Raw genomic sequence first — 13,767 nt, forward strand, 5'->3', positions numbered from 1 at the left:
AACATTCTTAAAAATGCCCATTAAAATCGAACTCTTAAATCGCTACCAATTGCGTGCCAAGGAAAATAATCTCCTAGTTTTGCCTGTTATTGAAATCAAACCCGATGAAAGCAATAATTTACCCTTTATTTCCCGGATTCAAATTACTGTCGCCGGGATGCCAGAGGATTTAGCGATCGCAATTCAAAATTCTTACCGAAGTGTCACTTTTAGCACGAATAACCTGTTGAGATTAACTAGTCCACAACGGCTAAAACAGTCAGAATGCTCTTGGAATAAGCCTTTGCCTGCCGGAGTCAATTGTACATTGGTGGTGACTGTGGAGTATTTTGACTCCGACATGACAGCAAATCCCCTCATGACTGCCATGAAAAAAACCACGACGGAGTGCAATATTTGGACTTTTGCCAATGAATCTGCTCGGTTTCAGATGACTGCACAATTGATTCCTGCCGAAGTGCCACCAATGAAGTCTAATATTACTTATCCGGGTTGGTTTGCCATTGATTTCGGGACTTCCAATTCGACAGTAACACTTTATGACCCTAAAGTTATAGTTACACCCGACACATTACCCAGAGAACAGGAAGCACGATTGCGCGATCGCATTTCCTTATGGTTAAATTATCGCCCAATTGAGGAAGTTCCAGGTACAAATCGGGCGGCTTGGGAAACTGAGTGGCAGAAGTTTTTGAGTGAGTTGGGTAAGGATTTTCCCAATACTCAGCACGCAAATCGTTATAATTTTGGCGAACTTTTGCTGCGGGGGATTACTAGTAACCAGTTACTCGAAGTTATCCGCCAAATCGAAATCTGTTTAGGTAAGCGCTTAGATTGGTTTCGACGTACAGCCAGCAAAAATTTAAACCAGATATATCATGAAGTTTTTCGCGTTCCTGCCTTAGAATGGCAAAGTTTAATACCCGTAGAGTTAGATAAAAATCGCCGTCAACACGAAATTCCCAGTGAGTTGGAGGTGATGAGTTTGGCGGAAGGTGTATTTAAAAATACATCTACTCAAGTTAATGTTGTTTTGGGGGAGCAAGCCAAGCAGCACCGTTTAGATGCAATTCGCCGGGGTGAAGATGATATTGAAGGTAGATTTCTGCATTCGCCGAAACGTTATTTTGGACAAGAGCGAACCTGTAAAATTACTTTGGATGGGAATGTGGAATCCATACCCATCAATACATTATTGCAATCGGCATACGCACACCTAATTGAATTAACTGAAAAGTATCGTCAAAGCAACCCTGGTAAATGTTCCGAGGGTAATTTTTACCGGGCAGTGGTGACATATCCCACAATTGCTTCCCCCTTTGTGAGACGGGAAATCGAGAACTTAGTGCAAAAACTCGATATTGCGGATGTACAAATGGCTTATGATGAAGCCGTTTCGGTGGCAATATTCTTTTTGTGGCGGGAATTTGGTGGTGATTTGAATGTGGGAATTGAATCCTTCAAAAGTCGCTGTCGCAAGGATGGTGAAAGATGGTGGCAAAATGTCTTGGTGTTGGATGTTGGCGGCGGAACTACAGATTTAGCCTTGATTCGCCTGACTTTGGAAGAAATTAATCCTTTTGAACCGGGAGAAGATAGGGGAGATGGGGGAAGATACTATAAACTCACACCCAAATTACTCGGTTCCTCCGGGCATTTGCAACTGGGTGGCGAATTAATTACCCTGCGATTATTTTTATTATTAAAGGTATCTGTCGCCGATTGTCTATTGAGTGCAGTTGCCGACGAAAGACTATCTAAAGATATTTTAAAGGTACAACCAGAAGAATTGAGCGATCGCTTTCTGAATAATGGTAAATTTCAACCATATTCGTTATTGGAATGCGTCGATAAAGAAATTCGCGAAGACGACGCTTACAAAGAAGCACTCAACGCCGCCGAAAAAATCATTCCTACCCGGTGGAAAAACTCACCCACCCGTGCCCAAACCTTCTACACCCTGTGGGAACATGCCGAGGATGCCAAATTAACATTAGGGCAAAAGCGCCAGAAAGACGCACCCGAACCTTTATATGTTCTCGATGGACATAAAATCGCCGACATCCTTGCCCAAAACGACATTCAGTTACCAAATGCCATCTTAGATAACTTGAGTGTCACCATCACCATCGAACAATTTGAAAAAGCAACCCTACCAGTCATCAAAGAAGCAGTTGCGATCGCTCAAGGATTGATCGAAAATGCTCTTGGGGATAAATCGCCCACATCTCCCCAATATCACCATAGGCACACAGAAAAAAATCAAGAACAAGTCGATTGGTTAATTCTTTCCGGTAAAACCTGTAACCTCGAATTAGTTCAGCGTGAACTTTACCGTGTATTTAGCCAATCAGATTACTTTATTTGGAACCACGAGCGAGTCACCTTTGAACCTGAATATACCAAACTCGCGACATCAGCAGGGGCATGTTTTGCCGAAAAATTGCGTCAACTTGGTTTTGCTCCCAAAGAATCAAAAGAATTGCTGCGAAAAGGAGCCAACCAACTATATATAGATGTTAAAAACCTCTTTTACTTCCTACCCTGTTCCTTTACTCGCGAAGTTATCAGTGCTAGTCCCGAACCAATATTTCATGCTGGACAACAATTATACCAACTGGAAGCTGGGGATGGCATCGCCAAATTTCGTAGTGCTTGGCAAGGAATGCAGTTAACCAACAACATTATTCGTCAAGATTTTGAAAATATCAAACCGCAATTGTGGGGTAGTTACAACGGTGATGCCCTCCGCAAAAGCTTGGGAATGGGTGAAGATGCCTTCAAAAATCAAATCAAAGTTCAGTTTGAAATTAATCAAAAGCTGGAAATAGATTTATTACTCTGTCGCGGCACTCCCCATTACTTCATCTCCAAAGATATTCCCTATATTGACGCAGCCAAAACTATAAATATCACAGCCGTTATTACTGAAGATGGTAAAGTCGCAGGTGATATTGCTGTAAATGTTGTCGAATCTGCCAATGCCTTAAAAACTGATGCCCATACACTCTTATTTGCTGGCGAAAAAGATTACAGCAACCTCCTACAAATCTTTCGTGATGAAGAAGATAGCACATCCGAATTTACGGGATTAATTGCCGAATTACCACCCTTTCCCGCGAGTGGCAAACACACATTTTACTTTCAATATCACAACCCGAAATCAAACCAGTGGGAATTAATTGGAGAACTCAGCCAACCCCAAGTGAACAGCGAATATCCCTGTAGATATTACGTTTCCCTCACATCTAAAGGATTATTACGTGTCCATGCCTTTGAAATACCCTATTGGACATCAGATAATTGCGACTGTCTTCTCCAAGCCGGATGCGTATTTAGAGACATACTGCAACCACAACCAAATGATATTGAAGCAAAACGCGATCCATTTTCAGGAGAACATTAAATTAAACTCAGCCATCAGCAATCAAAACTTTTATGGAAAATCTCCACAAGTTATTAGCACTTGAAGATTCCCGTCTCGCTTGGGTTTTACGCTTAGGTTTACAGGGTTTACGCACTCAACTCCAACAAGCGCTGCAATCGATTGATGCTGCTGAGTTGGGTACTGTTGTCTGTGCAGAATTAATTGCAGAATTGGATTTGCTATTACTTACGGAAAATCTATCTGCAAATCTCCCTTCCGCATCAGCAAGCAATTATTTAGATGAAAAGTCATGCATTGAAGAAATCAATGACATCGACACACCAAACACAATAGATACTGCCACTCAAGATTATCTCAATTGGGAAGATGCACTCGAACCAATTACTGAAGCTAGCAGCGAAAATATTCATCTCGAAATTACAAAACAATTCAAACTACAAAATATAATTGCAGCATTACAAGCAGATAAAGAACTCCTACAATATATCGGTGAATACGAATTTTATAGCGATCGCGATGGGGATTTGTGGAACGAAATCCAACGCCTACTCCTCAGAATACCAGAAAAACAAGCTCAAATTTGGCGCGATCGCACTTTGAAATTTGCGACTGATGTTGGGGCTACGGAAGAAAAAGACCTGTATAGACAAATACCATTTAATCGTAGTGAAATTATGTATCCAGGTTTAGCTGGAAGCATTAACAGTAATGGATTATGCCTCTCAGATCACATTCCTATATCATCCCAACTAGTCACAGAAGATACAACAGCCGAAATAGAATTTCTCGCAGGCATTGTCTCAACGTGGATAAAATTGATACATCTCGACCCACTACTACATCATGCCCTCAAAAGTGTCGATAGATTTGGTGTGCGGTCATTACAATCCGATTCCGAACGCTCAAAATATGCAACCGCATTACTGGAAAGATTTCGCCGCGTGCAAATTACCACCAAAAATGCCGACCCCATTGCCACCCTGCGCGCCAGACTAGACTTAGACGAAGCGATTCACTCATTAGTATACTTGCCGCCATGCGATCGCTACTCATGGTGGGGTAAATTGCAACAGGAGACTCGTCGCACCCTCGATACAGTCGTTGATAGAGTTCGTAATGCCGGGTATCAAATTCAAATTCGCCCTTTGTGGGGTACTTACGCAGATATTTACACCTATTCAAAAGACGACTTACTACTTAACATTGGTGGCATACCCGGCGAAGTATCTGCCTGTTTGCGAGTCTACGCCAAAATTAACGACGAAGTGCTGCCAGGAAGAGTTTTATTTCGTTCTTCCTAAACATATACTGTGAGCAGTTAGCTATTAGCCATTAGCAGCTAGCTAAATACTTATAAAATAAGCACTAATAGCCATTTTTGAAGTCAAAATTTCAGCCGTTCTGAGTATAACTAATATCGTTTCTCCAAAATCTGGTGACTAAAATACATCCCTGCCTCTCTTCATCTCCGCATCTCCGCGTCCCCGCATCCCCGCATCCCCGCGTCACCCTGAGGCTACCCCTTCTTTCTCTGAATTTTCCCCTTCATCTCTTCCAAATCAGTATAGGCATCAGCAACATTAATTAAACTATCACTCGTCATTGACCCCAAACTGACAACTTCCACCTGTACCCCTTGATAGGCAATGGAATTGACAGCATAAGCAAGGTCGCCATCTCCACTGAGAAGCACGATAGTATCACAAGACTTAGATAATACCAGCATATCTACGGCAATTTCCACATCCAGATTGGCTTTTTTGGAACCATCCGGAAATTGAATCAACTCTTTGCTAATTACCCGGTAGCCATTGCGACTCATCCACAATAAAAATCCCTGTTGTTTATCGTTACTGCTATCACAGGCTGTATAAAAATAAGCTCTAATCAACTGGCGCTCTTTAGTTAAACAGCGTAGTAATTTCGCATAATCAATTTCCAAATTTAATTGCATTGCTGCATAAAACAGGTTAGCACCATCTATAAAAATAGCTACACGATCGCGATCGCTTCTATTTTGGGGTTTTCTCCGCCTGCTGCGGGAAACCTCAGGCTCATCACTAAGCTGAAGAGATGGTGGTTCTACTTCTGTCTCAGATTCCAATTGCAAACGTAATTGGTTATTCATCTGAGGTCGTGGAAATAACTGCATTTTTGATACGGCTCCTCAGTAAGTAATTATTATTTGATTGAGATTTAAATTGAGGGTATATGGGTTGGAATTGGGTAAATTTTGCGATCGGTAGCTCTTTCCTAAAAGTTGTTTCTTCATCAGATAATTCGCACTTAGCACAAATCAATGAACTTCGCCAAAAATGAGCGATCGCATTTAGCATCTGTCAAGAAATACTTAGTTAGATAAAGTTAGCCTCAAAAGGATTTCCCCCACAGTTTGTCCCCAAAATATGACTCACGAATTTTCCCCACCAATTCCAAAAATATAAAATCACTAGATTTTGATTCACCAACCTTTGCGGAATTCGCCTGCCTATCCCGCCTCAAACTGGGATTTATCTAATTTCAATGATGGATATATTCCCCAAGCCTAGCTCAACTATCACTTAAGCATTAAAGGCTGTAGAGTTGATGCCCTGTATATACGGCACAAAACTAATTTTATATTTCCTTTATTGTTTACAGCCTTTCTGAGTAGAAACTACGTTTTTGTAGGAAAATAAACAAATATTTATTTTTTGCAATATTTGGTATTTTTAGTTATTAAAAACGAGAGTAATATTTCTTCAGCAAGCTCAATAATTCGCTCAACAATTAAAGATATATTTACTTATCTCTATCTCTTATTCTACATATTTCTTAACTTTTTCTTGGAGATATTGTTTAATATTTTTTTTAGATTATGCTATTGTAATTTGTAAGGCACATAACAATTTACTTCATGACGACGACGAGTGTCTCCTGTCGGAGTCAGGCACAGTAATCACTGTGTTTTTGTTCACCTTAGTTCTAATTACTATTAATTTGTAACCAGAATCGCACATAAATACAAATGATTGTGGAACGTAATCATCTACCCAATTACAAAACACAATTAACGTAATTAATGGCGACCTTAAATATTTTTCTACAGCCCAGTAGTCTACCCCTACTGGGCTAAAATTATGAATAAAAATGGGTTCGTTTTAGCAATCGCAGGGTTTACACTGAAGTTCCAGCGAATAGATAATATCAAGAAATCAATTAATCAATGAATTTATTTAACTTGTCGAATACCTTCGCATGATAGTGCCAAGGTAAACTATCTACTGACAAAGTTGCTTTCCCCGTCACTCCATCAACCGCTAAATTATTCCTAACAATTGTTTCTAAAATATTCAATTCAATCTCTAAATTTAACTGCTCTCTGATTTCTGTCTTCCAGCCGCTATTTACCAAAGCTAGCGCCACCAATAAAGCAGTTCCTCCCCAATTAGAAACACCACAAACTATCAGATAATCACAACTAGTAACGCAAGCTATTTTTTCACCATGTCGGATATTATCATAAATAATATTTCTGGGAATTTTTCCCATGCCTAACTCATTCCCACCATCGCCAATGCCAATATAAGTAATAGGCGATAAATTATTAATGGAATTAAATAATAAATGTAATGGTGCTGTGTAGGGAGTAATATCTTGTCCGCGCATATTCCGGATAATACCATCCCGACTGGGACCCGGACGTTCTATCGATATCACATGGGTAACAGGAATTGGTAAAGATTCCCAGGAATTTAACAACGAAACAACCTTTTCATCACTTCCATTTGGATTGATGGGCACAATATCAAAATTTAGATGAGACGGATTGATTGGAAACGGCATCACTGCGGCGAAAGCAGCACTTCTAACTGCGGGAAAGCACAATGAATCTGTAACTATTCTCACCATGACACCAACACGTAATAATGCTGCTGCTAATTGAACACTACCTATAATTCCATCCGTTTCTGCTGCTGGTAAGTCACCGTGAGGCAAATAAAAACCAGTAATAATAACTACATGAGGTTGTGAATGCTGGCATATCGAATAGACAGCACCTAGTAAACCACCTTTTGCAGCCTCAACAAGTGGTTGAATCCCTCTACCTACATCTTGCCCGCAAATTAATTCTAATTGGGTTATTTTATCGATAATTTGTTGTGAATATCGCACTTTGGATGAATGGGAAAATGGGGAGACAGGAGGATGCAAAGAAAAATTAATGATAACTGAATTAACCGAACTTAATATTACTAATTAGTCAAATCTTCGTCCTTGATATCAGTAATAAACATATGTCCAGGTGAATGGGTAATGGCTATCTCTGGTTTTGCTTGCAGTAATGCCACTTGAGGAGTCACCCCACATGCCCAAAATAGGGGGATTTCGCCAGGATTAATTGTGATTGCATCACCAAAGTCTGGTTGGTTAATATTAGTAATGCCTATCTCTTCTGGATTTCCCCAATGTACTGGTGCGCCGTGGGCTTTGGGGAAACGACTGGTTATTTGGATTGCTCGGATTGCATCGCTGGCAGGCAGGGGGCGCATAGAAACAACCAGAGAACCGGAAAATATACCTGCTGGTTGACAAGAAATATTTGTTTTGTACATGGGTACGTTTTTATTTTCTTCGATGTGACGTACCGGGATATTTGCAGCCAACATTGCCGATTCAAAGGAAAACGAACAGCCAATGAGAAATCCGACAAAATCATCTTGCCATAAATCCTTGATGTGAGTGACTTCTTGTATCAGTTCTCCATGGCGAAAAATCCGGTAGCGAGGTAAATCAGTCCGCAAATCTGCATTTGGAGCCACCAATCGAGGTTCCGGATTACCCACTTCAGTTACATCTAATACCGGACATGGTTTGGGGTTACGGTGACAAAATAGTAGAAAGTCGAATGCGACTGCATGGGGTAAGATGACTAAATTTGCTTGGTTATAGCCTGCGGCTAAACCGGGTGTTGGTGTTGTTATATCTTCTGTTCGACAGAGTTGACGGACTTCAGAAGGTGTGAGGAATTTGTTCACAGTAAAGGTAATCGACGAAACAATTTATATTTGTATATTTTGGTTGGATGATAGAAGAAGTGTCTGTCAAATACTTAACCTATGGTTTATCACTAAAAACACTGGTAAAAGTACATGATTAGCTATGATGAGTTGCTACTCAAATTAATAGCAGAAAAGATAGAGGTAAAACTTAATACTTCAAAACTACTTCAGTACAACTTCAGTGCGATCGCAACTGATACAGAAATTATCGTCCAAATTCCACTCAAACCAGCTAAATCATAAAGGTTGAAATTATCAAAAATATGACTTAATATTTTCCCCTTTCGCTGGCAACTTGACCTTTTACCCCTTTCTCATTTTCCCTTTCCCCCATTACCTTTCTACCAAAAATCAGAGGTTGCAGGCTTAGATAATCTGCTATACTAGCTTTCTAAGATTTATATTCGGTTGTGAAAATCATTTTAGCTTTTAAAAGGGTTTCTCCGAATCTAACTCTCTACATATCCCGGTTTTGGAGATTCCTCAATGTCAATTTATGTCGGTAACTTATCTTACCAAGTTACAGAAGATGATTTAAAGCGTGTATTTGAAGAATATGGTCGAGTTAGCAGTGTCAAATTACCCACCGATCGCGAAACAGGTCGGATGCGAGGATTTGCATTTGTAGACATGGAGAGCAGTGCCGACGAAGACAAAGCCATTGAAGGGCTAGATGGCGCAGAATGGATGGGACGGGATTTAAAAGTTAACAAAGCTAGACCTCGCGAAGAAAGAAGTTCCTCACGTGAAGGTTGGGGTGGTGGCAACCGTGGTGGTGGTCGCCGTTTCTAAAATCCGTTTTCAAAACCAAAATTTAATACTTACAGCAATTTGGAAGTAAATAAAGTACAGTCATGGGCTTGAAAGCCACGGTATCAAGCCTTTTTACTTCTGACTACTAAATTCTGCTGTAATTACTTTCCAGCAGTTTCCAGCGATTGCTAGCAACTGCTTGGTCTTTCTTGCCTGCTAAAGTTTAAGTATCCACACTAGTGAAAAGGAGTCATACGCATGACACAAGTAGTTTTAGGCGAAAACGAAGGGATTGAATCTGCTTTGCGAAGATTTAAACGTCAAGTTTCGCAAGCTGGTATCCTCCAAGATGTCAGAACCAAGCGTCATTTTGAAACCCCTTTGCAAAAGCAAAAGCGTAAAGCTGTAGCTCGCCGCAAACAAAACCGTAGAATGCGAGGACGTTTCAAATAAGGTAATAGGGAAAAGGGAAATAGGAAATCGCGCTTAGGAGATTACCAATTTTTCCCCATACCCAATCCCTAATCAGATTTTTGTTGCGTAAATCTACCTCTCTAGATGTATCTTTAATTTGGACACAAATTAACCCTTTGCAGGTAGTATTTACTTGCAAAGTGTGCATTTAGATTGAGAGGAGAATTTTTTTGAGAGTCTATCACCTATTAATCGCTCTTATTTTGTTGGCGCTATCGCCACTTATTTTTAAGTCTGTTTTCAAGAAAGCTCCCAGTAGCAACGATACGAAACCACCAGTTCCATCCCCAACGGTTTCACCTAACCCCAAATCGGAAATTACCCCACAAGTGCAAACTGTTGCAGCTTTTAAGCCAATAGAAGGTAATATCTGGAAACATATTTTGGGGAAGACATCAATACCGACTGGCTGGAATGTTGCACCCTTTCTGTGTGTCTCTGCTAAAGGTAAAAATTTAGGTTCGGTGGAGATGTTGATTTATCCACTGCAAACTCAGCCAAAGTTACAAAGCCTACTTACTATTAACAGTATTAATACTGACAAAATTATAGATTTCCCAAATCCCACTTCCCAGGGAAAAGTCTTACTGGCTCTAAACACTTGGATTACAGATGATTATATAGCAATTTCCAAAGACCGCCAAAAAGAATACACTCAACAAGAGGTGCTTAATTCGCCATATATTCGACCTGGTAAACTGAAGGCATAGATTGGGCTAAGTTAACATATGTCCATTGCAACCGACCGACCAATACAACAGAAACTACTCAGCTTTGATGAGTTTCTCTTCCTTTTTGGTGGTAATAACCGTTATGAACTGATTGATGGAGAGGTGTTTGACTTGGAACCAACAGGTTCGCATGTTCGCGAAGCGTCTCTGAAAGAGATAGAGGTAGCAGCCTTCATTACTACAAAGGTCTGTGTCCAAATCGACGGAATCGGGTTGCCTTGCTTTGTCCTTCAGAGGGCACTATTGCGACCTTCTAACATGGGCATAACAGCATTTCGACCTGATGTTGCAGTTGTTGATCGAAATGAACTCACTAAAGAACTGCTGTGGTCTAACCAGTCGATCCTGACTCTGGGCAGTTCGATTAAATTTGTAGCGGAAGTGGTGAGTAGCAATTGGCAAAACGATTATGCCCGCAAGGTTGAAGACTATGCAACTTTAGGTATCCCCGAATATTGGATTGCAGACTATGCAGGCTTGGGTGGTACTAGACAGATTGGGAAACCCAAACAACCCACCCTCTCTATCTGTACGTTAGTAGATGGAGAGTATGAAATTCAGCAGTTTCGAGGCAATCAGACTATTAACTATTCAACCTTTCCAGGGTTGAAACTGACGGCTGAACAAGTGTTGAGGGCTGGTGGGTAGCGATCGCATATCCACAAAATCTTATTCTTTTTTTATTTCTAAGTTTCTACATTTCTACAAAAAAAGTCAGCTGTCAGTTATCAATAACTTAAAAGTAATCACTTTATCAACCTAATGATGACTGACCACTGACTGAAAACATCGAATCACAAATCTTCACGTTGAAATGTTATTGGTGGAGATTTTTCGCCTAAAGTTCGGCAAAAGCGCGTTCAATTAAACGCCGCGCCAAAGTTTGCGTACCCGTATGTTCGTAGTAATTTGTGGAAACATCAAGAAACGCCGCCAAGTAATCTAGCTTATCGTCAGCAATTTGCATAAAGTTACTCAAATTACCCACGACTGACTGCGGAGACAAATTTCTGGAAACAACCAAATCACTCATCCAGCCTTTAACCGAGTCAAAACTTTGACCGATAAAATCAAGTTTCCCAGCAGCATTATTACCAGGAATTACATTCTTCATATCCTTGAAGGTGGAATTTTGTTCCAAATCGCTAGGAGTCATGCTATTGATACCAGATATTGCTTTCTGAATAAAATCTGGTCCCAGGGGTATCAAGCCATCAACACAAACTAAGGCAGCCATACGAATCATGGACTCACCACTGTATTCTCCCAAGGCAGCGACAAAATCGCCAATGCTATCGCCAGGAATACCATTGATTTGGCAAAAAGCAACTAATTCTGCAACGAGTTTGAGAGTCAAATCAATCGTTTGCGCTTTATCGGCTTTGGGAGTGAGTTTATCCAAAAAACCCAAAAACGAAATGTTTTCGCCAATTTTATTCGCTAAAGCTGCCGCACCCAGAGCTTTATCAGTTGCATCAACAGTTTGGTACAACCACATTGCAGTTTGGTAGCCTTGGGATTTGTCATTATAAAGATAAATTGCCCGTTCTCCGATTTGTTGAATCAACTCATCGTCTGATTCACCTGTCACATGCTTAATGGTATTCACAAAACCAGTAATATTTTGCCACTGACCTGGTGCAGCAAAATCTAAGGCATTCAACATCGACACAGTTAAACCACCAGTTGGTAACTCATCAACTAACTGAAAAATTGATTTACTCACAAAAGTTTCTCCGATTGAGTTATTTGTTAATAGTTAATATTTGCTGGTTAATAGTTAATAGTTGATAGCTAGTTAGTTAATTAATTAATAGATTCATTCACAGTTGATCGGCGATCGCGATTTCTGACTACAAGTAACGCTGTACTTCATTTACTTGCAAAATGCCGTCAATCATCACTAAATAACTAACAACCAATAACTGAAAACCAAAATCTTACTTCAATTTTGATAAACCATTCAGGTTAAATTTCTGAAGCCAAGTTTCGCGATCGCTTACAGTAAAGGATGGGTCTTTGGATATTGCTGTCACTTGGTACTTACCCACCAAAATCGATGTTTTTGTATTCCCTAAATTTTTAGCTGGGTATCCACCAATTTTTTTGGTGCTATTGGAATAACTAGCTGCGGTTGTTGATGTGCTAGAAGTATCAGAAATTGCCAACTGTGCCAACACTTTACCATCTTTTTTCAAATTAGCTTCTGCGAAACCCTTCTTCTCTTGGGTGAAAACGCGCTCATACCCACCACTAGTAGTCGGAAAAAACTTATTGAACTCGCTGCCTTGAGTCGCATTCTTGACAACAGCCTGACCACTTTTCTGACGGCTACTTTCTTGTTGGACTGCATCAAAACGCCCAGGTGCTTTGGCTGCACAACCAGAAGTCGTGAGGATTAATACAGACAGCATCAACGCCGCCACAATTGAACGAATACGGGGAAATTTCATGATCATTATCTCCATTTGGTTGAAGCTGAAGAGTAGCTAATAAAGCATCACCCCGAATTTAACCTGTCAGCGCATAATTTTGTAAAACTATACATTTTTATAAAAAGAAAATGGGGTATTAGGTTATTGGGTATTGGCTATGAATAAATTTCCTTTTCCCCATCCCCTTCTACCCTTTCTCCTTATTCCTTATACGCCACTACAGCATAAAATGGGTCGCCTGCACCTGCGCCGAGCCATTGTAAGAAATTAGGAACCGAACATTGGCGCGAGATGACTTCAGGGGTGCTAAAGCCAGATACACCACTAAAATAGCCTTTGACTAATTCAACTCGACCAGATTCAGACGCATCTCGCCAAGCTTGAATTGCTTTTTGATAAAACATGCGATTGGAAAAACTGATAATTGCTACGCCACCAGGTTTTAAAACACGGTGAATCTCTGTAAAAATTGCTTCTGGATATTGCAAATACTGCACAGAAACACAATTGAGAACTGCATCGAAATCATTATCACTGAAAGGAAGTTGTGGTTTATCGTTCAGGTTTTGCACACAGTAATGATTTAAACGCAAGTTACGTGATAGTTCGTCTGCATTTAGTCCATGCCCCTCAACATGGGAAAAATTCATTTCTTCTGGTAGATGCGAAACCCAACTACTCATCAAATCTAAAATGCGTGTATTCGGTTCGAGCAACTCTCGATATAAATCGGTTAGTTGTTGAATAAAGCCTTCATCAACATGGGTGACAAAGCGAGGAAACGAATAGAATAATTTGTCGTCGGAGTCATCTAGCTTAGTGCGTTCATTTGGTCTAAGCAGCATAAGAATCTTGCAAGAGCGAATTTATTTGGCAAAAGTATGTTATTTTACGTCGATACCAAACTGTGATGGTTTGTGTGCCAACTCACATATTTTAAAAAA

The 13,767-nt window shown here is 40.3% G+C and carries 13 protein-coding genes; 7 read left to right on the forward strand and 6 right to left on the reverse strand.

Annotated elements, in window-relative coordinates; all coding sequences use genetic code 11:
• Nucleotides 1–13: 13 nt before the first annotated feature.
• Together VB733_RS03345 and VB733_RS03350 are read left to right on the forward strand one after the other, a co-directional pair.
• The gene (locus VB733_RS03345; protein WP_323338682.1) at nucleotides 14–3,406 is read left to right on the forward strand and encodes a molecular chaperone; all 3,393 of its coding nucleotides are present in this window, start codon (nucleotides 14–16) and stop codon (nucleotides 3,404–3,406) included.
• A 32-nt stretch (nucleotides 3,407–3,438) separates the two neighbouring features.
• On the forward strand, nucleotides 3,439–4,689 hold the full coding sequence (locus VB733_RS03350) for a hypothetical protein (protein WP_323338683.1): 1,251 nt from the start codon (nucleotides 3,439–3,441) through the stop codon (nucleotides 4,687–4,689).
• A gap of 215 nt (nucleotides 4,690–4,904) precedes the next feature.
• On the opposite strand, the gene VB733_RS03355 is transcribed toward VB733_RS03350, so the two are convergent.
• The 3 genes from VB733_RS03355 to VB733_RS03365 all read right to left on the reverse strand — a co-directional run bounded on the left by VB733_RS03355 (nucleotide 4,905) and on the right by VB733_RS03365 (nucleotide 8,406).
• Nucleotides 4,905–5,540 carry an NYN domain-containing protein gene (locus VB733_RS03355; protein ID WP_323338684.1) on the reverse strand — a complete coding sequence of 212 codons (636 nt, stop codon included), beginning with the start codon at nucleotides 5,538–5,540 and terminating at the stop codon, nucleotides 4,905–4,907.
• A gap of 1,046 nt (nucleotides 5,541–6,586) precedes the next feature.
• Nucleotides 6,587–7,543 carry a DUF4392 domain-containing protein gene (locus VB733_RS03360; RefSeq protein ID WP_323338685.1) on the reverse strand — a complete coding sequence of 319 codons (957 nt, stop codon included), beginning with the start codon at nucleotides 7,541–7,543 and terminating at the stop codon, nucleotides 6,587–6,589.
• 80 nt (nucleotides 7,544–7,623) lie between these two features.
• Nucleotides 7,624–8,406, reverse strand: coding sequence for a putative hydro-lyase (locus VB733_RS03365; RefSeq protein WP_323338686.1), 783 nt, complete (start codon nucleotides 8,404–8,406; stop codon nucleotides 7,624–7,626).
• A 114-nt stretch (nucleotides 8,407–8,520) separates the two neighbouring features.
• Here VB733_RS03365 and VB733_RS03370 point away from each other — a divergent pair, with 114 nt between their 5' ends.
• From VB733_RS03370 to VB733_RS03390, 5 genes are all read left to right on the forward strand, one after another.
• Nucleotides 8,521–8,673, forward strand: coding sequence for a hypothetical protein (locus VB733_RS03370; protein WP_323338687.1), 153 nt, complete (start codon nucleotides 8,521–8,523; stop codon nucleotides 8,671–8,673).
• Between the two features lie 243 nt (nucleotides 8,674–8,916).
• Entirely contained in the window at nucleotides 8,917–9,222 is a 306-nt protein-coding gene (locus tag VB733_RS03375) for an RNA recognition motif domain-containing protein (protein WP_096617836.1), read from the forward strand.
• Between the two features lie 219 nt (nucleotides 9,223–9,441).
• Entirely contained in the window at nucleotides 9,442–9,636 is a 195-nt protein-coding gene (gene rpsU, locus VB733_RS03380; RefSeq protein WP_095722724.1) for a 30S ribosomal protein S21, read from the forward strand.
• 191 nt (nucleotides 9,637–9,827) lie between these two features.
• On the forward strand, nucleotides 9,828–10,367 hold the full coding sequence (locus VB733_RS03385) for a hypothetical protein (protein ID WP_323338688.1): 540 nt from the start codon (nucleotides 9,828–9,830) through the stop codon (nucleotides 10,365–10,367).
• 18 nt (nucleotides 10,368–10,385) lie between these two features.
• Complete coding sequence (locus tag VB733_RS03390; protein WP_323338689.1) at nucleotides 10,386–11,036, forward strand: Uma2 family endonuclease; 651 nt, start codon at nucleotides 10,386–10,388, stop codon at nucleotides 11,034–11,036.
• Between the two features lie 190 nt (nucleotides 11,037–11,226).
• Here the strand turns inward: VB733_RS03390 and VB733_RS03395 are convergent, their stop codons facing one another.
• The 3 genes from VB733_RS03395 to VB733_RS03405 all read right to left on the reverse strand — a co-directional run bounded on the left by VB733_RS03395 (nucleotide 11,227) and on the right by VB733_RS03405 (nucleotide 13,668).
• Nucleotides 11,227–12,114 carry a hypothetical protein gene (locus VB733_RS03395; protein WP_323338690.1) on the reverse strand — a complete coding sequence of 296 codons (888 nt, stop codon included), beginning with the start codon at nucleotides 12,112–12,114 and terminating at the stop codon, nucleotides 11,227–11,229.
• A gap of 214 nt (nucleotides 12,115–12,328) precedes the next feature.
• Entirely contained in the window at nucleotides 12,329–12,841 is a 513-nt protein-coding gene (locus tag VB733_RS03400) for a hypothetical protein (RefSeq protein WP_323338691.1), read from the reverse strand.
• Between the two features lie 182 nt (nucleotides 12,842–13,023).
• Complete coding sequence (locus VB733_RS03405) at nucleotides 13,024–13,668, reverse strand: class I SAM-dependent methyltransferase (RefSeq protein WP_323338692.1); 645 nt, start codon at nucleotides 13,666–13,668, stop codon at nucleotides 13,024–13,026.
• Between the last annotated feature and the right edge of the window lie 99 nt (nucleotides 13,669–13,767).

Source organism: Calothrix sp. UHCC 0171 (assembly GCF_034931845.1).
GTDB lineage: Bacteria > Cyanobacteriota > Cyanobacteriia > Cyanobacteriales > Nostocaceae > Brunnivagina.